Origin of the sequence: Novosphingobium sp. P6W (assembly GCF_000876675.2) — a bacterium.
Lineage (GTDB): Bacteria > Pseudomonadota > Alphaproteobacteria > Sphingomonadales > Sphingomonadaceae > Novosphingobium.
Genome location: NZ_CP030353.1, coordinates 689,613 through 715,448, shown reverse-complemented (window position 1 = coordinate 715,448; position 25,836 = coordinate 689,613). Strand labels below are relative to the sequence as shown.

At 64.0% G+C, this 25,836-nt stretch carries 19 protein-coding genes; 9 read left to right on the top strand and 10 right to left on the bottom strand.

Annotation, left to right across the window (positions count from 1 at the left end; all coding sequences use genetic code 11):
- Positions 1–10 precede the first annotated feature (10 nt).
- On the top strand, positions 11–1,153 hold the full coding sequence (locus TQ38_RS19595) for a Fic family protein (RefSeq protein ID WP_043980673.1): 1,143 nt from the start codon (positions 11–13) through the stop codon (positions 1,151–1,153).
- A gap of 9 nt (positions 1,154–1,162) precedes the next feature.
- On the opposite strand, the gene TQ38_RS19590 is transcribed toward TQ38_RS19595, so the two are convergent.
- From TQ38_RS19590 to istA, 3 genes are all read right to left on the bottom strand, one after another.
- A complete protein-coding gene (locus TQ38_RS19590; RefSeq protein ID WP_052506028.1) occupies positions 1,163–2,350 on the bottom strand; it encodes a tyrosine-type recombinase/integrase in 1,188 nt (395 codons plus the stop codon).
- 72 nt (positions 2,351–2,422) lie between these two features.
- Positions 2,423–3,190, bottom strand: coding sequence for an IS21-like element ISSsp5 family helper ATPase IstB (gene istB, locus TQ38_RS19585; RefSeq protein WP_043975819.1), 768 nt, complete (start codon positions 3,188–3,190; stop codon positions 2,423–2,425).
- The gene (gene istA / locus TQ38_RS19580; RefSeq protein WP_082057705.1) at positions 3,187–4,680 is read right to left on the bottom strand and encodes an IS21 family transposase; all 1,494 of its coding nucleotides are present in this window, start codon (positions 4,678–4,680) and stop codon (positions 3,187–3,189) included. Before istA ends, istB begins: the two co-directional genes overlap by 4 nt.
- Before the next feature lie 126 nt (positions 4,681–4,806).
- Here istA and TQ38_RS19575 point away from each other — a divergent pair, with 126 nt between their 5' ends.
- The 8 genes from TQ38_RS19575 to TQ38_RS19535 all read left to right on the top strand — a co-directional run bounded on the left by TQ38_RS19575 (position 4,807) and on the right by TQ38_RS19535 (position 15,353).
- Positions 4,807–5,046, top strand: a complete 240-nt coding sequence (locus TQ38_RS19575) for a hypothetical protein (protein ID WP_043975816.1) — start codon at positions 4,807–4,809, stop codon at positions 5,044–5,046.
- Entirely contained in the window at positions 5,036–6,361 is a 1,326-nt protein-coding gene (locus TQ38_RS19570) for a TonB-dependent receptor plug domain-containing protein (RefSeq protein WP_082057704.1), read from the top strand. The genes TQ38_RS19575 and TQ38_RS19570 overlap by 11 nt, the downstream gene beginning before the upstream one ends.
- Positions 6,362–6,382: 21 nt before the next feature.
- The gene (locus tag TQ38_RS19565) at positions 6,383–7,762 is read left to right on the top strand and encodes a TonB-dependent receptor (protein ID WP_082057703.1); all 1,380 of its coding nucleotides are present in this window, start codon (positions 6,383–6,385) and stop codon (positions 7,760–7,762) included.
- Positions 7,759–8,874, top strand: a complete 1,116-nt coding sequence (locus tag TQ38_RS19560) for a hypothetical protein (RefSeq protein WP_162792311.1) — start codon at positions 7,759–7,761, stop codon at positions 8,872–8,874. Before TQ38_RS19565 ends, TQ38_RS19560 begins: the two co-directional genes overlap by 4 nt.
- A gap of 400 nt (positions 8,875–9,274) precedes the next feature.
- Positions 9,275–9,784, top strand: coding sequence for an RNA polymerase sigma factor (locus tag TQ38_RS19550; RefSeq protein ID WP_043975809.1), 510 nt, complete (start codon positions 9,275–9,277; stop codon positions 9,782–9,784).
- Between the two features lies 1 nt (position 9,785).
- Positions 9,786–10,715 (top strand): FecR domain-containing protein, encoded by a 930-nt coding sequence (locus TQ38_RS19545; RefSeq protein ID WP_052505748.1) that lies wholly within the window; start codon positions 9,786–9,788, stop codon positions 10,713–10,715.
- A 93-nt stretch (positions 10,716–10,808) separates the two neighbouring features.
- A complete protein-coding gene (locus tag TQ38_RS19540) occupies positions 10,809–13,835 on the top strand; it encodes a TonB-dependent receptor (RefSeq protein WP_162792310.1) in 3,027 nt (1,008 codons plus the stop codon).
- Positions 13,836–13,910: 75 nt separating this feature from the next.
- Positions 13,911–15,353 carry a phosphoesterase gene (locus TQ38_RS19535; protein ID WP_240198151.1) on the top strand — a complete coding sequence of 481 codons (1,443 nt, stop codon included), beginning with the start codon at positions 13,911–13,913 and terminating at the stop codon, positions 15,351–15,353.
- Between the two features lie 39 nt (positions 15,354–15,392).
- On the opposite strand, the gene TQ38_RS19530 is transcribed toward TQ38_RS19535, so the two are convergent.
- Genes TQ38_RS19530 through TQ38_RS19500 form a run of 7 tightly spaced genes read right to left on the bottom strand, consistent with a single transcriptional unit; the run spans position 15,393 to position 25,582 of the window.
- Positions 15,393–16,739 (bottom strand): NtaA/DmoA family FMN-dependent monooxygenase, encoded by a 1,347-nt coding sequence (locus TQ38_RS19530; protein ID WP_043975808.1) that lies wholly within the window; start codon positions 16,737–16,739, stop codon positions 15,393–15,395.
- Between the two features lie 13 nt (positions 16,740–16,752).
- Positions 16,753–18,435 (bottom strand): ABC transporter ATP-binding protein, encoded by a 1,683-nt coding sequence (locus TQ38_RS19525; protein ID WP_043975806.1) that lies wholly within the window; start codon positions 18,433–18,435, stop codon positions 16,753–16,755.
- On the bottom strand, positions 18,432–19,253 hold the full coding sequence (locus TQ38_RS19520) for an ABC transporter permease (RefSeq protein ID WP_043975805.1): 822 nt from the start codon (positions 19,251–19,253) through the stop codon (positions 18,432–18,434). The genes TQ38_RS19525 and TQ38_RS19520 overlap by 4 nt, the downstream gene beginning before the upstream one ends.
- A gap of 5 nt (positions 19,254–19,258) precedes the next feature.
- A complete protein-coding gene (locus TQ38_RS19515; protein ID WP_043975803.1) occupies positions 19,259–20,263 on the bottom strand; it encodes an ABC transporter permease in 1,005 nt (334 codons plus the stop codon).
- The gene (locus TQ38_RS19510) at positions 20,260–21,786 is read right to left on the bottom strand and encodes an ABC transporter substrate-binding protein (RefSeq protein WP_043975802.1); all 1,527 of its coding nucleotides are present in this window, start codon (positions 21,784–21,786) and stop codon (positions 20,260–20,262) included. The genes TQ38_RS19515 and TQ38_RS19510 overlap by 4 nt, the downstream gene beginning before the upstream one ends.
- Positions 21,783–23,159: an LLM class flavin-dependent oxidoreductase gene (locus tag TQ38_RS19505; protein WP_043975800.1), complete on the bottom strand. Its 1,377-nt coding sequence runs from the start codon at positions 23,157–23,159 to the stop codon at positions 21,783–21,785. Before TQ38_RS19505 ends, TQ38_RS19510 begins: the two co-directional genes overlap by 4 nt.
- 38 nt (positions 23,160–23,197) lie before the next feature.
- Entirely contained in the window at positions 23,198–25,582 is a 2,385-nt protein-coding gene (locus TQ38_RS19500; protein ID WP_162792309.1) for a TonB-dependent receptor, read from the bottom strand.
- Positions 25,583–25,836 lie beyond the last annotated feature (254 nt).

The window sequence follows — 25,836 nt, the reverse complement described above, 5'->3', positions numbered from 1 at the left end:
TGCATCGATCATGCGGTGGAACTGGCAACTCATAGACTGGCCAAATTTTGGCTTCGACCCCACTTGCCTGCGAGCAGTCGAGGAGCGATTCCTGAGAGGCTCCGGAGTCGTAGTCGGCACCATGCACCATCTCGATGGAGATGCCCGTCAAGGGCTAGTGATTGAGCTGATCTCTCAGGAAATGGTGGAAAGTTCGGCCATCGAAGGAGAGGTTCTGGACCGAGCCAGCGTGCAATCGTCCATTGCCCGTCAACTTGGCTTTGTCGCGGACAAGCGCCGCTCGAATCCTGCGGAAGCGGGCGCCGCAGAGCTCATGGCGGACCTCTATCGTCGCTACGCGGAACCGCTCACCGATAATCTGCTGTTCGATTGGCACAGGATGCTGATGAATGGCCGCCGCGATCTCGCGGACATCGGCGCCTATCGTACCCACGCGGATCCTATGCAGATCGTGTCGGGCGTATTGTACGCGCCGCGCGTTCATTTCGAGGCGCCTCCGTCTGATAGGGTGCCGGCAGAAATGGCGCGGTTCGTCACGTGGTTCAATGATAGCTCTCCGCGTGGCAAAGCCCCGCTGCCAGCCATCACGCGCGCGGCGATTGCGCACCTGTGGTTCGAGACGATCCATCCGTTTGAAGACGGCAACGGCCGCCTCGGTCGCGCGATCGCGGAAAAGGCTCTGGCACAAAGCCTGGAGGCGCCGACGCTGACGGCGCTCGCTGCCACAATCCACCGCCGCAAGAAAGCCTATTACGCTGAATTGCAGCGCGCCAGTCAGAGCAACCAGGTCGATCCTTGGATGTCCTGGTTTTCCGATATCGTTCTGGAGGCCCAGGGCCGCACCATCGAGACCATCAACTTCCTGATCGAAAAGACCCGTCTGCTCGATCGCTTGAAAGGCAAGATCAATCCCCGCCAGGAAAAGGCGCTCATTCGCATGATGGCTGAAGGGCTGGACGGCTTCGCCGGGGGTCTCAGCGCGCAAAACTATCGGACGATCACAGATGCCGCTTCAGCAACGGCGACACGTGACCTGGCCGACCTTGTCGAACTTGGTGCTTTGGAGAGGATCGGCGAAAGACGCTATGCCCGCTATCACCTGAAGATCCCCACGGCCATGAAGCCAGCCATCGTCGATATCGCTGAACAGTGAGACGAGCGTTTAGTTCAGCATCCGCTCGATGGCAGTGCCGATCTGCTCTGCTGCATCGAGCAAATGCTCGTCATCAAGATGGGCGTAGCGAGACGTAGACTGCGGATTGCTGTGCCCGAGCAGGCGCCCGATCATGGGCAACGTCTCCTTGCTCATGGCGGCGTGGCTTGCGAACGTGTGCCGTAGATCGTGTAGCCTGACTTTTCGCAGTCCTGCCAGTGCCTGAAACTCCCGCCAATAATAATCCACGAACCGCAAGCGCTTGCGCCGCTTCTGATTCCAGAACAGCCAGGGCACCTTGGAATTCCTTGGCAGTGCGTCGATTAGCGCGCGAGCCTCATCGCCCAGCCAGACAACCCGCGGGCCGGTCTTGCTATCGCGCAACTTGAGCCGATTTCCCCGGACATCGCCCCATTGCAGGCCCATGATCTCGCCGACCCGGCAACCTGTCAGCAGGATCAATGTGATAGCCGTAGCGGCGATTGATCTGACGGCATGATCACCTTCTCGCTTCTCGGTCAGCACCACGCCGATACGCGCCAGTTCTGCCTTGCTCAAGAACCGTTCGTTCCGGCGCTTTTTGTTCGGTCGGACGGCCCGGCAGGGGTTGGTGTTTTCCAGCCGGTATCCCCAAGCCTCAGCGCGGTTCATCATGCTGCTGAGAATCGACATGACGCGGTTGGCGCCGCCCGGGCCGATGCGGTTGTTGATATCGGCAAACCAACTGGTAACATCTGCTTCATTCAGGGCGTCGATGAAAATCCCGGGGAATGCACCGTCGAGGTAGTGTTCACGATAAACGCCTTGCGTATGGTAGGTCGAAGGCTTCCAGCGCGGCGCCCAGCGGCGCCAGAATTCATCGAGAAAGTCATCGAAACGCGGAGCCGTGCGGATGCGCTTGCGCTCGGCAGCGGGATCGGCACCAACCTGAGCATAAGCGAGCACGCGACGGGCGACCATCGCTGCCTGGTGCTTGGTGATGACGGAAGTGGGGCCGATGGTGATTGTGGCAACGCGCCCCGCCATGCGGGTCTGGACGATGTAGACGTTCCTGCCGGTCGCGTAGTGCCGAATACCAAAGCCATGTTCGATACCCAGCCACGTGGTCGTGCGCGGTCGCCCCTTCGGCTTTTGGAGAAAGGCGGATGTCAACGGCGGCGCAAAAGTCGGCCACGGGGCGGAGTAAAAGTAGGCCATTGTGGCGCGCGCCCGGGGGAGTGGCGTGAGGGCGTAGCCCGAGGGCCACTCCCCCGGGCGTTGGCCTGATTTTCAGGGGTTGGTTTTGGACTTGCGGGCGCGGCTATGGGCGAGGCGGTAGCTCTCGCCATTCATCTCCAGAATGCTGACGTGATGGGTCAGCCGGTCCAGCAGCGCGCCGGTAAGACGCTCGGATCCGAAGGTCTCGGTCCATTCTTCAAAGGGCAGGTTGCTGGTGATGAAAGTCGAGCCGCGTTCGTAGCGCTGTGAGATCAGCTCGAACAGCAATTCAGCGCCGGTTTTGGAGAGTGGCACGAAGCCTAGTTCGTCGATGATGAGCAGCTTGTATCCCGCCATCTGTTTCTGGAAGCGCAGGAGGCGTCGCTCGTCACGGGCCTCCATCATCTCGCTGACCAGGGCGGCCGCAGTGGTGAAGCCGACGGACAGCCCCTTCTGGCATGCTGCCAATCCGAGCCCAATAGCGATATGCGTTTTGCCCGTGCCCGATGGACCCAGAGCGATGCCGTTCTCACGGCGCTCGATCCATTCGCATCGCGCCATCTCGAGCACCTGCATTTTGTTGAGCCTGGGGATGGCGGTGAAGTCGAAGCTGTCGAGGCTTTTGACGGCGGGGAAGCGCGCCGCCTTGATGCGCCGCTCCACCATGCGACGCTCCCTGTCGATCATCTCCATCTCGATGAGCCGGGCGAGGAAGCGGATATGGTCGACGCCTTCGGCGGCGCATTGCCGGGCCAGCTTCTCATGCTCACGAAGGCAGGTGGGCAGCTTGAGCGCCTTGAGATGGTGGGCGAGCAGGATCTCGGGAGGCTGGCCGCTCATGCTGCCTTCTGCCCGTCAGACAACAGGGTCAGATAGGCTCTGGCAATAGTCTTCTCGACCTTTGCCCTGGGGAGGAACGGATAGATGTCCAGGTCCAGCTTGGGCGGTATACGCTCCACCCGGCACAGGACCAGGTGCTTGACGGCATCGAAGCTGATGGCGCCCAGATCAACGGCGTGCTCAACGGCCGCCTGGAGATCGGCGATATCGAAGCTCTCCAGCAGGCGCAGCACCTGCACATACTCGCGCTTGCCGTGCTTGTGCATGCGCGCTTCCATCAATCGGCGCAGCGTCTCGAACGCTTCGGGTAATTGCCATCCCTGTAGCGGCGCTGCCTGATCCAGCGCATTGATCTTTTGCTCGATCAGCGGGAGATAATGGAGTGCTTGGAAGATGACCTCCTCGCGCTGCCAGCAACGAGGATGCCGGGCGATGACCTCGCTGCGGCAGCCGATCACCACCTCATCGACATAACCCCGGACCCAGACTTCCTGATGCCCCCAAGCCACCGGCACCGAATAGTCGTTGGTCTTGTAACGCACCAGGGACTGTGACGAGACACGTCCGCTGGTCTGGTCGCAAGCCTCGAAGGGCGAAGCTGGAAGGGGCTGCATCGCGGCCAGATCACGCACCAGGCGTTCGCCGATCGTCTCGCTCTCCCCGCGCAGCTTGTCGCTCTGGCGTTTGCGGCACTGCTCCTCGAGCCACAGGTTGAACGCCTCCCATGTCTCAAACTTCGGGATCGGCACCATGAAGTTGCGCCGGCAATAGCCGACCAGCCCTTCCACATTGCCTTTCTCGTTCCCCTTGCCTGGGCGCGCGTAGCGATCGCGGATCAGGTAATGAGACAGGAACCCGCTGAACAGCGATGCGCGCTTGCGCGTACCGTCGGGCAGGATCTTCGCCACCAGGCAGCGGTCGTTATCGTAGACGATTGAGCGGGGCACCGCGCCGAAAAAGGCGAAAGCATGGACGTGACCATCGACCCAGGCTTCGGCCACGGCAGCCGGATACGCCCGGACGTAGCACCCGTCACTGTGCGGCAGATCCAGCACGAAGAAGTGCGCCTTCTGCGTAACCCCGCCAATCTCCACCAACGCTTCCCCGAAATCGGCCTGCGCGTCGCCCGCCGGGTGGGCCAGCGGCACGAACATCTCCCGGCTGCGCTGCTCTCGCTCCCGGATGTAATCCTTGATGATCGTATAGCCGCCGGTGAACCCATGCTCTTGGCGCAGGCGGTCGAAAACCCGCTTCGCCGTATGGTGCTGCTTGCGCGGAACGCCACGGTCCCCATCAAGCCAGCCATCGATGGTCGCGATGAACCCGTCCAGCTTTGGACGGGCAGGCGTCGTCTGGCGCCGGTAACCCGGTGGCGACGAGTAAGACAACATCTTGCGCACCGTGTCGCGCGACACATTGAAACGCTTTGCAGCGCTCCGCTGGCTCAGCCCTTCCGCACAAGCCAGACGTACCTTCAGATAGAGTTCCACGCTGAAAATCCCCAGTCCTCCCTGCCAAGCAGAAAGGCTTCAAGGTGGACGACTTTTACGCCGCCCGCAGCGGACCTATCCCGCCGCTACCGTGGCCGAGTATTCCACCGCCGTTCTCAGTTCCTGGTGGCGGCGGCAATCACCGCCGCCTTGGCATGGATCGGCGCCGCCATCCAGCCCGACCTCGACGCCGTGCCGACAACCGCCATCAATGGCGATGAGGTGATCGAAGCCGGTTCGCTCGACTATAGACAGGCCCTGATGCTTATCTGCGTTGCGGGGCTTGCGGGCACTGCGTTCAGTACACCACGATATATATGCGCTCCCATCTCGACTCGCAGGGGCAAGAACGACCATGAAATTTAATCGATCGGCGCTGGTTGGCGCATGGATGGCCGGAACGATGCTGATGTCCGGTGCCGCGCTGGCGCAGGATGAGGTGCAATCGACGACGGAGAGCGGGGAAGCGCCGGCGAACGACATCGTCGTCACCGGCTTCCGCGCATCGCAGCAGTCGGCGGTAAAAGCCAAGCGCAACGCGGCCGTCATCATGGATTCCGTGGCGCAGGATGACGTCGGACGCCTTCCGGACCTAAACATCGTCGAGGCCAGCCGCCGCATCACCGGCGTTTCCGTGGTCGGCGGCGCAGATGCAACCAAGAACCGCGACATCTATCAGCGCGCGACGATCCGCGGCCTCGATCCCAAGTACAATCTGGTGACGATCGACGACGTGCCGCTGGCATCGCCTGACTGGATCTTCCGTGGCGCTCGCCTGGACATGCTGCCGTCTTCGCTGGTTTCGCGGATCGATGCTATCAAGACCGTGACGGCGCAGTACGATCCCCATGCACTGGGCGGCCAGATCAACATCGTGTCGAAGAGCGCTTTCGACCAGAGCGGCAAGAACTTCTTCGTCGCCAACGCATCGGGCGGCTACAATGACACGGCCGGAAAGCTGATCCGCAAGGGCAGCCCCTCGATCCGCGCCGATGCGACTGGCTCGAAGGTCTTCGGATCGGAAGACCAGTTCGGCATCGTCGCATCGGTCGAATACCAGCGCCTGCCGTCCACGGCACGGGCCGAATTGCCCGGCAACGATGTCGGCAATGGCTGGTCATACTATACAGCCGCCGGCGCCGCGACCCCGTTCCCGCAGCTTTCGACTGGCCTGCTGGTGCCGGTGCGCAACCAGGATTACTTCTTCGAGAACATGCGCACCCGGTTGAGCGGCAACCTGAAGCTTGAGTGGCGCCCGTCCGATCGCGCGCAGTTCTCGCTGTTCGGCGGTTACTATCACGACAAGGATACTGAAACCCGATACGAATCGCTGACCAGCCCCTCTGGCCGGCCCACGAATGTCACCGCCACCAGTGGCAGCTTCGCCTCGGGCAATATCCAGCAGGGCCTGACCTATCAGCCGGTGAAGCGTGACACGTATCTGATCGATGCGAAGGGGCGCTATGATCTGGGTAGCGGCCTGGTGCTCGATGGCACCATGGCGCATTCGAAGGCGCAGTACCGCGAAAACCGGCAGATGATCAAATACGGCTCGGGCGTGAGGCCGGGCAGCACCGCGAGTACCAACGCTCCGGCCTACGGCTACAGCTACACGATCGTCGATGGACGCCCCAGGCTTACCCTGAACGATGTTGCGGCCGCAGCCGATCCGAACAGCTAAGTTGCGCAGTACTACCGCAACATCAACCGCGACGAGGATTCGACGGTCGATTACGCCAAGCTCAATCTGGGCTTCAACAGCGGGGCCTACGATCTGGGCTTCCGCATCAACGTGGGCGGAGCGATCACGCGCACCAAGCTGAGCTACGACCAGCGCTACCAGGAATGGGCGGCGGCCAGCACAGCAGCGCAAGGCGTGATCGGCTCGATGGCAGGCATCATCTATGACAAGATGCCATCGACCTACGAAACGCCGGGCGTGCCTTATCTCCTCATCAACCGCGAAGCGGCGTGGGACGTGTTCGATGCCAACCGCAGCCAGTTCGTCGCCACGAACCAGACCGCCAACAATGCGGCGGACGACTTCACCGATCTTGAGGCTGTGAAAGCCGGCTACGTCCAGGCGCTGCTACGCACCGACCGCTTCAACGTGCAGGCGGGCGTGCGCTACGATGCCACGAACCTGCGCGTGGATACCAACGAGATCGTCCCGGGATCAGCGGTCTACCAGGGCGCGCGCCGCCGTTCGGAATACGACTTCTTCCTGCCTTCGGCTTTGGCAACGTACCAGTTGAACGATGCGATGCGCATTCGTGCCGGCGTTTCCAAGACCATCGGCCGCCCGGATTACAGCCAGTACGCTGCCCGTACCTCCTACAACGTGGGCACCGACGGCACGCTGTCGATCAGCACCGGCAACCCCAGCCTGAAACCGCGCGAGGCCTGGAATTACGACCTGTCCTACGAATGGTACATGGGGCGCGGGGGGATGTTCTCCGTCGCCGCCTTCGCGAAGGACATCAAGAACGAGATATTCACCAGCTCGCAGCAGGGCCCGGCGACGACCGTGGACGGCGTGACCTATGAAACGGTCTACATCAGCACCGCGCGCAACGCGTCGAAAGCACGGGTGAAGGGGCTGGAACTGAGTTATACGCAGGACAACCTGCCGTTCGTGAAGGGCCTGGGCTTCAATGCCAACCTGACCCTGCTCGACGGTTCTTTCGACCAGCCGATGAGCACGGCTGCGGTCAACGCTGGTTCGGCGTCGGTCCGCAAGACCAGCGGCCTGATCCAGCAGCCGGATTATATCGCCAACGCCACGGTGTTCTATGGCACTGGCCCGTTCGAGGCGCGCGTCTCGTACAACCGGATCGGCCGCGCGGTGCAGTCGGTCGATGCCGATACGCCAACGCGGGATCTGTATCAGGCGCCGCGCCAGCAGATCGATGTCCAGGCACGCTATGCGATGAGCCACGGCATCGAACTGGTGGGCCAGGTCCAGAACCTGACTAAGGAGCCGTTCGTCGTCCGCCAGGGCGTAGGCCGCAACTACGTCAACTACTACTTCCCGGTCGGTCGCACCTTCTGGCTGGGCATTTCGTGGAAGCCGGGCCAGTGATGCGCAGACTTGCGGTAATTCTGGCGGCGGCGGGCACCATGCTCGCCGCCCCGGCACTGGCGACCGATCCGGCCGATACCGTCAAGGTGGTACTCAAATTCGTGAAGCGTACCGACGGTGCGGCCTTTGCGGCACGGTTCGATCCCGCATCGTGCCGCGCGTGCTCGCTGGACGGGACGCCCTATTATTCCGCTAACAACCCCCGCGAAACGGTGATTGCTCTGAACGTACCGCGAAGCCGCTCGCTGGAGCTGGCCTTCGATACCCCCGGCGACAACGTGCGCCGGGTGATCGTCGAGGGCGGGGACATACCGTTTCACGTTGGACAGGGGCATGGTGTTGTGCAGCTTGCGCCGCTGACCAGCGATGCAATCACTGCGGCCGAATTCGCCACGCACATCGTGGAGCCCGGCATGGTGCTGCGCTTCGAGCATGCCGACCCTGCGCGCCGCTCGGGCGATTATGCCTCTGGCCCGATGCCGACGGTCCAGCGCGATGCCGCCAACGTGCTGGAGTTTGCGCAACGCGAGGTCGTGCGCGAACTGGGCCTCGGCGCGTACGTAGAGCGCGGCGGTCTGGGGCGAATCCAGATCATGGGGTTCGATACGAACACGCCGCATGGCCACATGGACTCGCCGCCTCACATGCACATGCACCTGCGATGGCCGCAGAACACCGGCACGCAGATCGGGCACTTCTATATCGGCCCCGACGGGCTGCTGACACACACCGTCGCCGGGGTGAAAGGGCTCGGCGCGGGACAGCGCACTTTCGGGCGGGGACAGGCTTTCACATCGGTCGGACCGGACGGACGCGGCGTGTACACCCATACCATCACGCCCGATGGCGCATTGGATCTGGGCCGCGCTGGAGAACGGCCATGTCGGATCGGGCCCTTGGGTCAATTCGGCTTTGCAAGCGGTGCCACCGTGCAATGTCCCGGTCAGCCGGCGAGGCAAATTACCGTTCGCGATGACATGCGGCTCGGTGCCATCATGGTCACGACTGACGATATCGCGGAAGTGTTCCGCTACGATACCGACACTGGCAAGCTCCTTTCACCCGCCCGTGTCGAAAGCCCGGGTCCTTCCGTATACGTCGAAGCCAATTAGAACTGATGGACCAGCTGGGCGCATCTGTGCGCTCAGTTTCATTTATCGATGGCCAGCACGGGCTTCGGGAGGCCTGCGGCATCCCTCCTACACGCTGAAGATCCTGACGCCTGCGCCGGCGAGCTGACCCAAGGTCTCATCCTTGTTAGCCTCGATAATGCCCTTTACCGGCAGGGCGAAGTCCTGTTCGTCAGCCGGAACAGCCACACCTGTTCAGCGCGGCGGAAGGTAAAGTTGAGGCATTTGTGGCACTCTGCGGTTGGCGAGATGCTCCGGCACCGAGGGATAGCATCATCAGGCCCATTTACCGGACGTCGCGCAATTGGTTCCCGCGCAGTTGCACTGAAGCGTCATGTTTCGGACTTGAATTTGTCATTAAACCGCATTTTCGCCTTTCTAAATGGCCCGGATGGAGTTCTCGAAAGCATCGAAGTACGCTCCGGGGTCAGCGTTCAGCTGGGCGCGATTGCGAAATCAGGTTGCACGCATGACGCGGCGTGACGACGCCGAGGATCTGCTTCACGATGCCTGGGTTAACGTCGCCACCGGCCGGGCCGTGGTGCAGAATGCCGATGCGCTGCTTGCCCGTGCCGCGACCAACCGCGGCATAGATGCCTACCGCCGTGAGCGACGGGCGGGGGAAACTCTTGTCTGGGATCCGGACGTGTCTACCGTTGCAGACGAACATCCATTACAGGACGAAGTCCTGATCGCTCGTGAACGGCTCGGGCGTCTGCGCGTGGGAGTGGAAGCACTGAGCCCGCGCACCCGACAGATTTTCTTGATGTATCGTCTGGACGGTCGGAAATATCGTGAAATTGCCGAGGAACTCGGTATCAGCCAAAGCGCCGTCGAAAAGCATATTGCCAGGGCAATGGCGTATCTGGCCGACTGGATGGAGAATTGGTGACGTGATCTTCCGCAGCAAGCCGGAGAATAAGAACCGGCAGGCGGCGGACTGGCTGGCTCGACTGCACGCAGATGACCGCTCCGTTCGAGACGAAGCGGCGTTTCATGCGTGGCTGAAGGCCGATCCGTCACACGCCCCGGCCTTCGAAAATGCGTCCACGATCTGGGACGCAGTTGGCGGTCTTCGTGATGACCCCCGGCCTGCGCCGCCTCGGCCACCGGAGGGCGTGTCCCGGCGCGCGGTCATGGCTGGCGGGGCCGGATTGATCCTGACTTGCGGGTTGGGTCTGGGCTGGCAGCAGGCCCACGCGGGCGTGTACGAGACCGGGGTCGGTGAACAGCGTCGCTTTGTGCTTGATGACAACACCCGCATCATGCTCGACACGAACACACAGGTGCGGTTCACCGCCAATTCCTCGCGGCGCCTGCTGTCGCTGGCATCGGGCCGCGTCGATGTCGAGATCGCAAGGGATGTGCGCCCCTTCGTTATCGAGGCGGGCGAGAGAAGTGCGATCGCGCCAGCGGGCCGGCTTGACTTGCGCCGGGACGACGATGTCGTACTTGTCACTGCGGTCCAGGGAAGCGCGCAGGTGCGGTCAGGCAATGGCAGTGTCGAACTGGCAGCAGGGCACCGCATTGCCATGGGACCTGGACGGCAGGACAAGCTGGACCAGCCCGAGATCGATGACCTGCTGGCATGGCAGAGCGGGCGACTGGCATTCCGCGATGAAACCGTGGCGCAGGCAGTGGCGGAGATGAACCGCTACAGCCGCCGTGAACTGGTTATTGCCGACCCGCAGGCAGGCGCCCTGCGTCTGAGCGGCGTCTATCGGGTCGGCGATCCAGAGGCTTTTGCGCGATCGCTGGCAGAGTTGCTGCCTGTCGAGATCGCGGCGGAGCCGGACAAGATCCGCATCGCAGCTTACCGCTGAAATTATTTGCGCCCCGGGGCTGAGGAAAAGTCCGTCCAGAACGACGACGCAGTAGGGGGCGCTCACGACGAGCGTCTGGACGGGGTATCGAACATGATTTCTTTCAAACGGCAGCTTTGCCGGTCGGCGGCGCTTGCGCTGGCTCTCTCGGGTGCCGCTCTTGCGACATCCGCGAATGCTCAGGCGCGTCAGGTGCGCATCGCGATCGCAGCCCAGTCGATGGACCGGGCGCTGGAGCAGCTTGCCCGCCAGAGCGGACAGGACATCCTGTTCACGCGCGATGCGGTCGCCCGGCTCAATGCACCTGCCGTTTCCGGCGAGTTCGATGCCGAAACCGCTGTTCGTCGCCTGATCTCGGGCACGCCGCTAACCGTCGTGCGCGATCGTTCGGGTGCCCTCATCGTTCGCCCTCTGTCGGCGGCGGCCGTGCAAACGCCAGCAATCGCGACCGGCGAGCCGGCTCCGGCCAGTGAAATCGTCGTAACCGCACCGTTCTCGGATGGTGTGGAACGGTCGCTTGGCGTCAAGCGCAACGCGGACTCGATCGCGGATGCGGTCGTCGCCGCCGATATCGGCAAGCTGCCTGCGTTCAACGTGGCAGAAGCGCTGCAGCGCGTGCCCGGCGTCACCATCGTGCGAGAAGCGGGCGAGGGCCAGTTCATCAGCGTGCGCGGGCTCGGTCCGAATTTTCAGGCGGTGACGTTTGACGGCATGCCGCTCGCCTACAATGAAAACATCCGCAACTCCGGCCAGTCGGGACGCCAGTTCCGCCTCCAGGTGCTCCCGGCCACGCTGATCGACAGCGTCGTCGTGATTAAGTCGCCCACGGCTGATCTGATCGAAAGCGGTATCGGTTCGACCGTCGATATCCGCCTGATCAAGCCGCTGGACCGCCCATCTTTCATAGCCGCCAATGCTTACGCGGGCTACGAAGAGCGCACCGATACGTTCAATCCCAACGGTACGATCTCGGGCGGCTGGCGCAACCGGGACGAAACTTTTGGAGTGCTGGCAGGCCTGTCCTATTCGCGCCGCAAGATCCAGTTCGACCGCTTGCGGATGGGATGGCAGGAAGGGGAGGTCGAAGGCTTGGCTGTCGACCGGGTTCCCACCGACGTCCAGCCCTATCTGGAGACGGAGGATCGCGAGCGCATCAGCGCCGTCGTCGGGCTGCAATGGCGTCCGTCCTCAAACTTCGAGATCGATGTCGAAGGCCTGTTTTCGCAGTTCAACAACGAGACGACCGAACGCCGCCTTACCTACTATATCCCGAGCCAGCTTTCGCGACTGGATCTGTCCACCGCCGTGGTCGAGGATGGCCGGTTGGTTGCGGGTACGATCCGCGGCGCGCGCGTTCGCAACTACAGCGAATATATGGATCAGTCGCACCAGAACCTTCAACTCAACACCACGATCAAGCTGGACCTTGGCGACTGGCACATAGAGCCGCGCGTCAGCTACGCCCGCGCCAGCAGCGACCTCGATACGCCGATCCAGCGCGTGCAGTACCGCACGGCCAGTGGCCGGGGCGGCAACCTCACGTTCGATTTCAGCGGTGATGTACTGAACAAAGGCCGCGTGACCTCGCTCTACACCGATCTCGACCTGACAGATCCCTCGGTCATGCCGTTCGAGAGCTTTGCCGTCCGTCCGATCAATTCGATCGACGAGGACAAGAGCTTCGTCTTGAACATCTCGCGCGAATTTAACTTCGATGTGGGCGGCCTCCGCCTGTCGAAACTGCGCTTCGGGGGGCAGATTTCGGACCGTTATCGCGACTATCAGCGCCGCGATCGGAATAGTGCGGTCCTGCGCGATGGCTTTGCGCGCACCGATGCTTTCCTGCAATATCCGGTGCCGGGCAACGCCTTCGACCAGTCGATCGTGAACCGGCAGGCGTGGACCAATGTGAATTGGGCGCTTTTCAACCAGGCCTACACTCTCGGCAGCGAATATGACGGCGTCAATCCGAATGCTTCGGACCTGGAGCCGACGGCGGCCGATCTGCAGAACTCCTACCGCATCGGCGAGAAGATCCAGGCGCTCTACGGCCGCATCGATTTTGAATCGGACGTGGGCGACGTCCCTGTCTCCGGCAACTTCGGCCTACGCTACGTGCGTACTAAAACCGATGTGCGCGGCACCACGATCGCGCCCGTTTCGGACGGCGCCGGCGGCGCGACCACCGAAGTTCTTCCCTCGACCACGCGCGCCACGTATAACGAGTTCCTGCCCAGCGCCAATGCGATGTTCAAGTTCACCGACAACGTGCAGCTTCGCCTCGGCGTGGCCCGCACGATGACGCGCCCCTCGCTTTCGGAACTGCGCAATTCGATCAATACCAACAGCGTTACCGTGACGAGCATCTTCAATGAGGGCGCGGCGGCGCTCGCCGATCCGACCCTCAATCTGCAGGCATCGGGCGGCAACCCCAACCTGCGCCCCTACACCTCGTGGAACTTCGACGCTTCGTTCGAATGGTATTTCGACAAGTTCGGCGCATTCACGGTGGCGGCCTTCCACAAGGACATCAGCAACTACATCGCCTCGGACTTCGAGACGCGCACGCTGGCTTTCGCGGTCAACGACGGCTCCACGCTCCCGGTGAACGTTCTTGTGGCCACCCCGACCAACGTGGGCGACGCGGCGATCTCCGGCGTCGAGTTCGGCTATACCAACAAGCTGCCGTTCGGCCTTGGCGTCACCGCGACGGCGACTTTCGCAACCTCCAAGCTGGAACTGAACAGCTCGGGCGTCGGCATTCAATCGGCGGGCATTCAGGGTGTTTCCGATGTGAGCTACTCGATCACGCCCTTCTTTGAGACGGGGCCGTTCGAAATCAACGTCAGCTACACCTATCGCAGCAACTACATGACCGATGCCGGTGCGAACGTGACTTCGCTCCCCAGCCCGCAGGACGTCGTGGCGTATTATCAGAAGGGTTTCGGCATCGTCGACCTGGGTGCGAGCTACAAGATCAGGCCGAACATCGAAATGTTTGTGCAGGCCGTGAACGTTCTCGACGAACGGCAGGTCTCGTTCGCCGGCAGCGAAAGCGAAGTCAGCGAAATCCACACCTTCGGGCGCACCGTGAATTTCGGCGTCCGCGCCAAGTTCTGATCCGGTAGCACTGGTAAAACCTGCGGACACCGCGCCGGACGGCTGGCGCGGTGTCCGTATGTCTGGAAGGACGACATGCCGATGATGCGTTCGGGTCTATTTCTCGCGTCTGTTGTTGCCATCGTACAGGCCTCGCCGGCCTGCGCCGACGACGTCACCCAAAGGCGCTGGCTGGCGGGCGATCATCACGTGCACAGCATCTACAGTGCCCGCTACGAAACGAATCCTGAGCATCCCGAGCGTATGCCGCAGCCTGTGATCGGCGGCGATTCGTCGCACACGGTCCTGAAGAACGCACAGATGGCGCGGCGCTTTGGGCTGGACTGGATGGTCTCGACGGATCATGGCGGCCCCGGTCATTCCGCGCTCAACCATGACCGTGCATGGCCGGATGTCGTGGCCGCACGGCGGGCGGAGCCGGGCATGGTCCTGTTCTACGGTATGGAATTTGACGTTCCGGGGGGAGAGCATGCTAGCCTGATCCTGCCGATCGATCCCACCGAACGCGGCACTTTGCGCGATATCGAATCCCGCTTCGGCAAGCGCGAGGCGTTTCCTGCCGATGCTTCGCGCACCACTAAGCCGAAGATGATCGAAGCGTTGCGATACATGACCAAACTATCCGCCGCGCCGGTGCTCATCGCCAACCACCCTTCTCGAACGGCGTCCGGCTTTGGCGAATGGGGCTTGCATACGCCTGCTGAGTACCAGGCGTGGCAGAAGGCTGCTCCGAATGTCGTCATCGGTATGGAAGGCGCGCCGGGGCATCAGGCAGCCAGACCCGAAACAGGGGCCGACAAAGCACACGGTTCTCGCGGCCTGTACGGCGGATTTCCGACAATGGGCGGTTTCGATCAGATGGTCGCCCGGCTGGGCGGAGCCTGGGACGCGCTGCTGGGGAAGGGGCTGCACTGGACCATCACTGCCAACTCGGATTCACACGGTCACTGGCGTGAGGGCGGCGCAGACTTCTGGCCGGGAGAATATTCCAAGACATGGGTCTTCGCCGCACCAAACTCCGCGGACATCCTCGATGGATTGCGCAAAGGGCGCGTTTTCGTGACCACCGGCGATCTGATCCGGCAGCTGGACGTGACAGCGACCATGGGACAGCGTTCATCGCCCGTATCGGCAGCGTCGATGGGGGGAACGTTGGCGATGAGCGGCGGCGATGAAGTCGACGTCGTCATACGGTTCCGCCCGGCGCGCACTCCGAACGCCTTTGGGCAACTGCCGAAGGTCGATCATGTCGACCTGATCGCGGGCGGCGCTTCGGGCGTCGAAGGAGATGCCAACGGGAGCACCCGGATCGTCAGGCGCTTCACCACGCGCGACTTTCGAGTCGATGGTGACGATCTGGTGGTCTCGCACCAGATGAAGGTTCCGAAGGGAACAATCTATCTGCGGGTCCGGGGCACTAACACGCAGCAGGGGGAGCCCGAGCCCGACGTCGCCGGAGAGGATTCTTGGCGTGACCTGTGGTTCTATTCCAACCCGATCTATCTTTCCGTTGGGTAGAGTGGGGGTGGAGCTTGCCTTTTGGCCTTGGGGGACAGCCTATTGGTAAGCGGGCGTAAGCAAAGATTGGACAGCCGAAGCGTGGTGATTAGGTACGCTGGCCAAGCCCAGATTACCTCGGAGTGTCTTGGCGGTATACTCATCTCGAAATAGCCCGCGACGCACGAGGATGGGCACGACCTCACTGCGAAAGCGATCCCAGTCTGCGGGGTGCTGGACGAACAGGTTGAAGCCGTCGGCCGCGCCGCTTTCGTACCATTGCTCCAGCGTGTCGGCGATCGTCTGAGGCGAACCGGCGACGCGCAGCCATGTCGCAACCTGTGCTTCGATCACCTGCCGCAGGGTCGCGCCTTCGCCCTTGGCGCGGTCGATCTCTTCGTGAAAGCGGCTGATGCCGGCTGCCTCGGGTAGCACGATCTCGGGGAAGGGGGCGTCGAGATCGTGGAGGGAAAAGTCATAACCGGCGAACTGGCGTGACAGGTTGCCCAGCGCGGTGCGGATGTCGCCGTCCGATGTGCGCGCCCGTTCGACGGCTCGCGCTTCCTCGTTGGTGTCGGCGATGGTCACGCCCAGCGCGGGGATGAACAGCAATTCCGCCGGGTCACGCCCGGCCGCTTCGGCGCGGGCACGCACGTCGCTTGCAAGGTCCAGCGATTCCTCCGGCGTGCGCGCGAAGCTGAACACGATATCGGCATGGCGCGCGCTCAACTCGCGCCCTTGGGGGGAAGTCCCGGCCTGGACCAGCGGCGGCTGGCCCTGGGGCGAACGCTGGATGTTGAGGGGCCCCGTTACCGAGAAGAACTCGCCGCGATGGTCGAGCCGGTGCTGCTTGGCGGGATCGAGGAAACGCGCGGCGGTGCGGTCGCGGGTGAAGGCGTCTTCTTCGTAGGAATGCCATAGGCCCTGCACGACCTCGACCGATTCAGTCGCGCGGCGATAGCGGGTCTCGTAGTCGCCGTGGCGGCTGCCGCTGAAGTTGCCTGCGGTGCCGGGGTCCTGGCTGGTGACGATGTTCCAGCCTGCTCGGCCCCGGCTGATGAGGTCGAGCGATGCGAGGCGGCGGGCGATGTCGAACGGCTCGGAATAGGTGGTGCTGATCGTCGCCACCAGGCCGATGCGGCTGGTCGCGCCCGCCACGGCAGACAGCAAGGTCAGCGGCTCCAGGCGGTTGAGGTGATGGTTGGGAAAATCAGGTGTGATGTACTGGCTGTCGACGATGAAGACGAAGTCGAACTTCGCTTCCTCCGCCTCGCGCGCCTGTTTGACGTACCAGTCGATATCGACGCTGGCATCGAGTGGAACCGCCGGGTCGCGCCACAGGCCCTTGCCCGAAGCGTCGCCGATGCCGATGAGGACGGCGCCCAGCTTCAATGTCTCGCGAGTCATGTCGGGGGCTCCTTCAATGTGCCGTGAACAGGGTGCGGGCGGTCGTGGCCGGGGCCGCGCCGGAAAGGCGGGGCGCGGCTTCGAGCAGCTTGCGCGTATAGGGATGCGTGGGGTTGGCCAGCAGCGCGGCGGCGGGGCCGGTCTCGACGACCTGCCCGCGATAGAGCACCGCCACCCGGTCGGCGATGCCCGCCACCGAGCCGAGATCGTGCGAGATGAAGATCTGCGCGATGCCGCGCTCGTCGGCGAGATGGCGCAGCAGCTTGAGGACGTGGAGCCGGTTTACTGCGTCGAGCGCGCTGACCGGCTCGTCGAGCAGCAGCACCTTGGGGTCCAACGCGAGGGCGCGGGCGATGACGGCGCGCTGGCGCTGCCCTCCCGAGAGCAGACGCGGCAGGCGGGTGGCAAGGTCAGGATCGAGGCCGACGGCGCGCAGGGCCGCCGTTACCGAGGCGTCGATGGCCGAGACGTCCAGACGGCCTTTGCGCAACGTGAGCCCTTCGGCGATCGAGGCGCCGATGGTGAGGTCCGGGTCGAGACTGCGCAGCGGGTCCTGGAACACGTATTGCAGCGCGCCCGAGCGGCGGAAATCGCGCAAGGGGGCACCGGTCAGGCCGTCGATCCTTTGGCCGTCCAACTCGATCGCACCCGTCGCGGCGGGGATCAGGCCGAGGATCGTGCGCAGCAGGGTCGTCTTGCCGGAGCCGGTTTCTCCGATCAGGCCGAGGATTTCGCCGGGGGCCACCTGAAGGTCGATGTCCTGCACCACCGTGCGGATGCCGTAACCGGCGTGGAGGCCCCGGACGGAGAGCAGGGCGGGGCGCTGCGGCGTTTCGGCGGCTGGGGCTCGGCCGGTTTCGATGGCGTGAACGGCGTGGTCTTCGATCAGGCTGCGGGTGTAGGCGGTTTTGGGGTGGCGCAGGATTTCGCGGGTCGGGCCGGCCTCGACGATCTCGCCCGCGCGCATGACGATGACGTGGTCGCAGACCTGCGAGACGACCGCGAGGTCGTGGGACACCATGATGAGCGTCAGGTCTTCCTCGCGGCGCAGTTTATCGATCAGGGCGAGGACTTCGGACTGCACCGTCACGTCGAGCGCGGTGGTGGCCTCGTCCGCGATGAGCAGGCTGGGCCCGGCGCAGACCGCGAGGGCGATGAGCACGCGCTGGGCCATGCCGCCGGACAGTTCGTAGGGATACTGGCGGTAGACGGCGGTGGGGTCAGTGAAGCCCACGCGTTCGAGCAGGTCGAGCGCGCGGGCGCGGGCGGCCTTGCGCCTCAGTTTCAGCGTGGCGCGGATGGTTTCGGCCAACTGGCGGCCGACCGGGGTCGAGGGGTTGAGGTAGGAGCCGGGGTCCTGGAACACCGCCGACAGTTCGACCCCGCGCAGGGCTCGCCACGATTTGGCATCGAGCCGCGAGAGATCGACGTCGCGGTAGCGGATCGACCCCGAGGCGACGCTGAGGCCCGGCGGCAGCACGTCGAGGATGGCACGGCAGGTGAGCGACTTGCCGCTGCCGGATTCCCCGACGATGCCCAATGTGCCGCCGCGCGGGAGGTCGAAATGCATGTCGCGCACCAGTTCGCGGCCGTCTGCGGCGACGATGCGCAGGCCGTTGACCGCGAGGATCGGTTCTGCGGGCTCGGCCCGGCGGGCGTGGCGTTCGAGGCTGACGACGTTGTCGAGAGTGGTCATGCGCGCTGCTCCTGGGTGCCGGCATCCCGCATCGCATCCGCCAGCGCGTTAAGCGCCCAGACCGTCGCGACGATCAGCAGGGCAGGGGCGATGGGGCCGAAGGGACGGTCGTAGAGAGTGGAAAGGTCGGTCGCGAGGAGGCCGCCCCAGGTGGGGTCGGGCGGGACCACGCCGATGCCCAGGAACGTCAGCGAGGCGACGATCGAGAGGCACGCGCCGGTCATCGAGGCGGCCGAAACCGCGACGGCGGGCAGGACCTTGGAGATGACGTGGCGGCGGATGATCGCGGCGGTCGAGGCGCCCATCAGGTGGGCCGCCTCGATGTACTCGGCATTGGCGACGGACAGCGCGGCGGCGCGGCTGACGCGGAAGAAGGCGGGGGTGATGAGGATGCCCACCGCGAACATGGCCTGTGCCAGACCATTGCCCAGCATCGCGGTCATCGCGATGGCGAAGACTAGAAAAGGCAGCATCATCAAGGCGTCGATAAGGCGCAGGCCCACCCATTCGAACCGCTTGCCCAGGAACACCGACAGCAGGCCCGGAACCACACCCAGCACTATCCCGATCGACACCGAGAGCAGGCTGGCGAGGACCGATACGGTGGACCCGGCGAGCAGGCGGCTGAAAACGTCGCGGCCCAGCGCGTCGGTGCCCAGCCAGTACGCCGCGCTCGGCCCCTGCAGCAGCGCGGAGGAATCCTGCGCCAGCGGATCATGCGGCGCAAGCCACGGGCCGAACGCGGCGAGCAGCGCGACCACCGTCAGAATGACGATGGCGGCGCGGGCGCTGGGGTAGCGGAGCAATGTTCGGGTCATCGGGTTCAGCTCCTTCGCCGGGCGGCGGGTTGCAGCACGCCGAGCAGGACGTTGACGCACAAGTTGCAGGCGAGGATCAGCACGATCGAGACGACCAGCGTGCCCTGCACCACCGGCACGTCGCCGCGCAGGGCACTGTCGGCGGCCAGCTTGCCCATGCCGGGCATGTTGAAGATCGCCTCGGTGACGACGGCGCCGCCGATCAGCATCGGCACGCGCAGGGCCACCACCGTCAGCGCCGGGCCGGCGGCATTGCGCAGGACGTGAACGAACAGGATGCGCCGCCGCGACAACCCGCGCACCACCGCTCCCGTCACGTAGTTTTCGGACAGCGCGCTGACTAGGCCGGTGCGCAGTTGCCGGGCAAGGTCGGCGACCACGTCCACGCTCAGCGCCACCGCCGGGATGCCGATGGCGGCGAGCCAGCCCGCCGGGTCTTCGGAAAACGGCACGTAGCCCGAGGAGGGCAGCCAGCCCAGCCACAGGCTGAACACCAGGATCAGCACGAAGGCGACCACGAAGGGCGGCAGCGAGGAGACGATCGCGGCGAACAGGGTGATCGCGCGGTCGGTCCGGGTGCCGCTGCGCACGCCTGCGACGAGGCCAAGGCCGGTGCCGAATACCAGCCCCACCAGCAGCGCCATGCCCGCGATCGAAAGGCTGATCGGCAGGCGCTGGAAAATCAGCTCGGCCGCAGGCACGCCGTTGAACCACGAGGTGCCTAGGTTTCCGCGCAGGACTTGGCCTATCCAGTGCAGGTATTGCAGCGCGATCGGTTGGTCCAGGCCGAGGTCGGCGCGGATGCGCGCGATGGTTTCGGGCGAGGCGGCATCGCCCGCGATCCCCGCCGCCGGGTCGAGCCCGGACACCACTCCCAGCAGGAAGGTGATGAGCGTGGCGACGAGGAAAACCGGCACCGCGATGGCCAGCGTCGATCCGACGAAGCGCAGGGTCGCGCGCCCGTGGCGCAACCGGATCGCGGTTGCGCCTTGCCCGGAAACTGCGGTCATTCCACGGTCACTCCTTCCCAGCGGACCTGCGAGGGCACGATGTTGAGGTTCTTCACCCGCGAGCGCGAGGCGACCACGATCGGCGTGCTGAACAGCCACACGCTGGGCCCCTGTTCCACGCCCAGGCGGGTCGCGCGGTGCAGGCGTTCGCGGTATTGCGGATCGTCGATCGGAGTGGCGCGCACTTCATCGATGGCTTTGAGGAACGCTGGCGCCGAGTAAGGCCCGCTCAGGTTCATGATCCCTTGCGGGCCGTAGACTGCCAGCAGGTTCTGGATCGGCGATTCGCGCCCCACCGTGCCGTCCACGGCGATGGCCGGGCGCTTGGCGATATAGACTTCGCTCTGCCAGCTGGAAGAACCGGGCGGGATGATCCGCAGCTTCGACTTGATCCCCACGCGCGCAAGCTGCGCCTGCAGAAGTTCGGCCAGCCCTTCGCTGGAGATCGGGTTGATGACGATTTCCACCGTCAGGCTGCCGGGCGCATGGCCCGCCTGTGCGAGCAGCGCCTTGGCGCGCCCCGGATCGTAGCCCCACTTGTCCTTCGTCTCGGGATCGAAGGCAAAGTAGTGCGGCGGGAATGGCTGGTTGGAGGGAGTGCCCAGGCCCGCCGTCAGCGTCTTGACCAGCTCGTTCCTGTCGATCGCATAGCGGACCGCCTCGGCCACGCGCGGATCGTTGAACGGGGCCCTATTGCGGTTGATCATCAGGTCGGACGAGATCAGCGAAGGCGCCGTCGTCACCTGAAGGCCCCGCGCCCGCGCTTCCTCCACCCGCTTGGGCGCGATGGGGGCGACGTCGATGGCGCCGGACATCAGCGAGGCGACGAGCGTCGAAGGATCGGACAGGGTGGTCAGTTCCAACCGCTCGATATGGATGTTCGCCGCGTCCCAGTAGTCCGGGTTCTTGACGAAGTAGGCGTGCGATTCCGGCACGAACTCCACCATCTTGAACGGCCCCGCGCCGACCGGCCAAAGTGCCAGCTTGGCGGGATCCTTCTCGGCGGCGGTGGGGCTGGCGATGGCGCCGACGCGCCCGGCCATGACATAAGGCAGCTGATAGTCGGGCCGAGCGAGGTGGAAAACCACGCGGCGCGGGCCGTCGATCCCGAAGCTGGCGATGCTTTCGATCTCGGGCCGCAGGAACGAATCCTTCTGCGTCTTGCCGCGTTCGAAGAAGGCCTTCACTGCGGCGGCATCAAGCGCGGTGCCATCGGTGAATTTCAGCCCCTCGCGCAGTTCGAAGGTCAGCGTCCTGCCATCGGGCGAATAGCTCCAGCTTTTCGCTAGCGCCGGCTGGACGTTGCCCTGCTTGTCGAGCCGGGTGAGCGAGGCATAGGCGATGCTCACCGGGTTGATGTCCGCGCCGGTACGGCTGGTCACAGGGTCCCACGAGGTCGGCAGCATGTAGGCCCAGCGGACCCGCGCATTGCCCTTGGCGTCACCGCCCGAACCGCCGCACCCGGCCACCGCGAGCGCGGCGGCCAGGACGACGGTCCATTGCTTCAATCGGTTGCGGATCACGAGTTCACCAGCGTCCGTTCCTCGCTGCCCGCCGGTTCGGACGGCGCGGCGGCGTTGCGGATGTTCGTCGGTTTGGGCAGGCCCAGGTTTCCGCGCAGCGTGGTGTCGTCGTAGTCGCTGCGATAGACGCCGCGCGCCTGCAGGATCGGCACGACTTCGTTGACGAACCGATCGAACTGGTCGGGATGGCCGAGCATGACGTTGAGCCCGTCGAGCGCGCCGGCTTCGAACCAGCGGATGATTTCGTCGGCCACGGTTTGCGCGCTGCCGGTGAAGGGGCTCTTGTACGAAGCGGCGATGCTCTCAACCGTTTGGCGCAAGGTCAGCCCGCCCTCGGTGGCGAGCTGGACGATGCGCTGCGCCTGCGTGAAGAAGCTGCGCCGTGCGTGTTCCAGCGCTTCGACAGGGAAGGGCGCGTCGAGGTCGTACTGGCGGAAATCGTGCCACCCGAACGAACGGCCAAATTCGGCCAGCGCCAGTTCGAAGCTGGTGTCGGCGCGCCGGGTTTCCTGCTCGATGCGGCGGGCGTCCTCGTCGGTGTCACCCACATAGATGCTGACGCCCGGCAGGATCAGCACGTCGTCTGGCCCGCGACCGGCTGCGACCGCGCGTTGGGCGATGTCCTGCTTGAACGCGGCGCCCGCCTCTATCGAGGCGGCATGGGTGAAGATCGCATCGGCGGTCTGCGCGCCCAGATTGCGGCCCTGGTCGCTGTCACCGGCCTGGAAGATCACCGGCTGGCCCTGCGGCGAGCGCTGCAGGTTGAGCGGGCCGGTGACGGAGAAGTACTTACCCTTGTGGTTCAGCGCGTGCAGCTTGTCGGGGTCGAGGAACACGCCGGTTTCGCGGTTGCGCACGAACGCGTCGTCTTCGTAGGAGCGCCATAGGCCCTGCACCACGTCGAGATATTCGAAGGCGCGGCCATAGCGCGTCTCGTAGTCGTAATGTTCGTCGAGGCCGAAGTTGCCCGCCGCGCCCGGATCGCCACTGGTGACGACGTTCCAGCCCGCGCGCCCCTTGCTGATGAGGTCGAGCGAGGCGAGGCGGCGCGCCAGATTGAACGGCGAGTTGAACGAGGTCGTCAGCGTGCCCACCAGGCCGATGTGGCTGGTCGCCACCGCCAGCGCCGACAGCAGCGTCAGCGGCTCAAGCCGGTTGAGGTAGTGCGGCGGCGAATCCTTGGTGATGTACTGGCTGTCGACGATGAACACGAAGTCGAACTTGGCGGCTTCGGCCTTGCGAACCTGCTCGATGTACCAGTCCACATCGACGCTGGCGTCGGCGGGAATGTTGGGGTCCAGCCAGCGGTTGTGCTGGCCGGGGCCGCCGACCCCGGTGGTGACTAGACCGAGCTTCAGGGTGCGCTTCGTCATGATCGTAACTCCTTTGCCGAATGGGGTGGGTGGAAGGTTCAAAGACGTCCCTTGAGCGTCAGGCCGTACATGCGCGGCTCGCCAAGGGCCCCCTGGACGATGCCGTTGGAGGCGCTGACCGACAGCGTGTTGTAGTAGTCCTTGTTGAACAGGTTGCGGACCCACAGCGACGCTTCCCAGCGGTCGTCGGGCGCGCGCACGCCGCCGTGCAGGCCGACCAGCGTATAACCGCGCACGTAGCTGAACGGGTCGAGATTGACCGCCGCGTAGAAGCTGGAGCGATAGCTGATGTCGCCGCCGACATAGGCGTCAACGGTGCCAAGGCCGCGCGTATATTCGAAGTTGCCGGTCGCTGCGTACTTCGATGCGCCCGAGGCGCGCTGGCCCGAAAGGTCCTGCGAAGGCAGGTAGGAATAGAGGTACTGCGAAGGCGCATTGGTATAGGACACGTATTCGGCATCGTTGTAGGTGCCGGCGACGCCCAGCGTCAGGCCTTCGAGCGGTTGGGCGCGGGCATCCACCTCGACACCGCGTGAGCGCAGCTTGCCGACGTTGCTGATGTAGCCCACCGCCGGGGTGACGGCGTAGTTGACGAAGTTGGCCTGGTAGTTGCTGACATCGGCCCAGAACAGCGCAAGGTTGAATTCCGCCTTGCCGCCCAGCAGGCGGGTCTTGATGCCGAGTTCGTAGTTGTCGACCTTCTCGGGCTTGACGAAGATATCGACGCCGAGCGTCTGGCGCACCAGGTTGATGCCGGGCGACTTATACCCGCGCGAATAGGACGCATAGGTGTGCACGTCGTCCGACAGGTCGTAGGCGGCGATGGCCGTGCCCGACAGGTTGTTGGTGTTCTTCGAGGCGGTGTACGATCCCGCAGGCGCATAAGCCGCACGCAGGGCCGCGACCTGTGCCTGGATTGCGGGCGCGAAGCTGGAAAGCGGCGCGTAGTCGCCGGTGGCGTAGGCGTCGTAGATGCCGGTCTTGTGCTCATAAGTGTAACGCAGGCCGCCGGTGAGCCGCAGCGAGGGCGATATGTTCCACGTCGCCTGACCATAGGCGGCGTAGCTATAGGTTGCAGGGACGACGCGGGCATAGGACACCAGGCCGTCGAATACCGATGCGGGCAGGGTGGAAACTGCCGCCGTAGGTGTGTTCGCGGTGGTCAGCCAAGTGGTCGCATCGCGGCCGTAAAGGTTGATCGTGTCGTCGTCCGCCTCCTGCCAGAAGAAGTACAGGCCGGCGGTGTAGTCGATGGTCTGCTCGCCCTTGGACGCGGCGCGCAGTTCCTGACTGAACTGCTGCTGCTTGGTGGCGACGACGGAGTTGGTGATGATGTTGGCGCCGAACTGGTCGCCGTCATAATTGGGCACCCACTTCCAGTTGCGGTAGGCGGTGATCGAGGTGAGGTTCACCGGCCCCACGTCCCAGTCCGCGCGCGCCTGCAGGCCCCAACTCGGCATCTCGTCGTATTGCGAGCTGTCGATGTCGGTCTTGCGGTCGAAGGCGTTGACGGTGCCCGGCACGTAGCCGACATCGGCGGCGCGGCGATAGAACCCGCGCACTTCGGACCCGTTGGCACGCACTGTCGGCAGCACGCCGGCCACGCTGGTGAAGCCGACATCGCCCTTCTGGATTGAATAGTCGGCGATGACCCGCAGCTTGAACGCGTCGGTAGGTTTATAGAGCAGGTCGAAGCGGGCGGCGTGGTTGTCGAGGTTGTCCCAGTCCTGGCGCTGGACGGTGTTGTAGATCAGCCCGTCGCGCTGGGTGCGCAAGTACGATACGCGAAACGCGAGGTCGTCATTGACGACGCCGTTGTACGAGAAATAGCCGCGCAGCTGGTTGTAGTTGCCATAGCTCAGTTCGGCGCGGGCCTGGGTTTTGAATTCGGGCTCGCGCGTCTTGATGTCGATCGCGCCGGCGACGGTGTTCTTGCCGAACAGCGTGCCCTGGGGCCCGCGCAGCAGCTGGATGCTCTCGATGTCGATCAGGTCGGTGATGACCGAACCCGTGCGCGGGCGATAGACGCCATCGACGTAAAGGCCGACGCCCTGCTCCAGCCCATCGTTGGTGCCGCCGGCATTAGTGCCCAAGCCGCGAATGGTGATCGTCTGGTTGCGCCCACTGAAGCCCTGGATGTTGAGGCTGGGCAGCTGCTGGACGATCTGCTTGAGCGACGTCGCGCCCTGCGCTTCCAGCTGGCGACTTGAGATGCTGGAGATCGCGATCGGCACTTCCTGCGCGCTTTCGGTGCGGTAGCGCGCGGTGACGGTGATCTCGGAAATGTCGGCGGCGTCGGCTGTATCTGCCTCGGCAGCTGCTGCTTGCGCCGGATAAGCCGCAGCCAGTGCCATGCCCATCGCCGATCCGATAAAGGCGCTGCGTCGCTGGGCCGGGAATGCCGGAGAATGAAACCGCTTCAAGAAAACCCCCTTGTTGATCGAACCGATCGTGGAGGGGGTTAAGACGCATTATTGTCTACCTATTCAATAGAGTTTTGCTGGTCGGCATATGACTTTCCCTGATAGAGGTGACTCGGCAGAATTTTTACGAAGATGACCGGCGGCCGCTGAAGGAAGGTTTTTGGCATTGGTGGGACCGCTCGACGGCGCTGGCCAACGTGCGGCTGTTTATACGCTGCTGGCGCGGAGAATTGTCCAATTTCAGAACTGGGGGT

Bases quoted from the DNA above. Each gene is read 5' to 3' on its own strand.
- TQ38_RS19595 (WP_043980673.1), top strand. From the start codon at position 11: ATGCGGTGGAACTGGCAACTCATAGACTGGCCAAATTTTGGCTTCGAC.
- TQ38_RS19590 (WP_052506028.1), bottom strand. From the start codon at position 2,350: ATGGCCTACTTTTACTCCGCCCCGTGGCCGACTTTTGCGCCGCCGTTG.
- istB (WP_043975819.1), bottom strand. From the start codon at position 3,190: ATGAGCGGCCAGCCTCCCGAGATCCTGCTCGCCCACCATCTCAAGGCG.
- TQ38_RS19570 (WP_082057704.1), top strand. From the start codon at position 5,036: ATGAAATTTAATCGATCGGCGCTGGTTGGCGCATGGATGGCCGGAACG.
- TQ38_RS19550 (WP_043975809.1), top strand. From the start codon at position 9,275: ATGGCCCGGATGGAGTTCTCGAAAGCATCGAAGTACGCTCCGGGGTCA.
- TQ38_RS19540 (WP_162792310.1), top strand. From the start codon at position 10,809: ATGATTTCTTTCAAACGGCAGCTTTGCCGGTCGGCGGCGCTTGCGCTG.
- TQ38_RS19535 (WP_240198151.1), top strand. From the start codon at position 13,911: ATGCCGATGATGCGTTCGGGTCTATTTCTCGCGTCTGTTGTTGCCATC.
- TQ38_RS19530 (WP_043975808.1), bottom strand. From the start codon at position 16,739: ATGACTCGCGAGACATTGAAGCTGGGCGCCGTCCTCATCGGCATCGGC.
- TQ38_RS19525 (WP_043975806.1), bottom strand. From the start codon at position 18,435: ATGACCACTCTCGACAACGTCGTCAGCCTCGAACGCCACGCCCGCCGG.
- TQ38_RS19520 (WP_043975805.1), bottom strand. From the start codon at position 19,253: ATGACCCGAACATTGCTCCGCTACCCCAGCGCCCGCGCCGCCATCGTC.
- TQ38_RS19515 (WP_043975803.1), bottom strand. From the start codon at position 20,263: ATGACCGCAGTTTCCGGGCAAGGCGCAACCGCGATCCGGTTGCGCCAC.
- TQ38_RS19505 (WP_043975800.1), bottom strand. From the start codon at position 23,159: ATGACGAAGCGCACCCTGAAGCTCGGTCTAGTCACCACCGGGGTCGGC.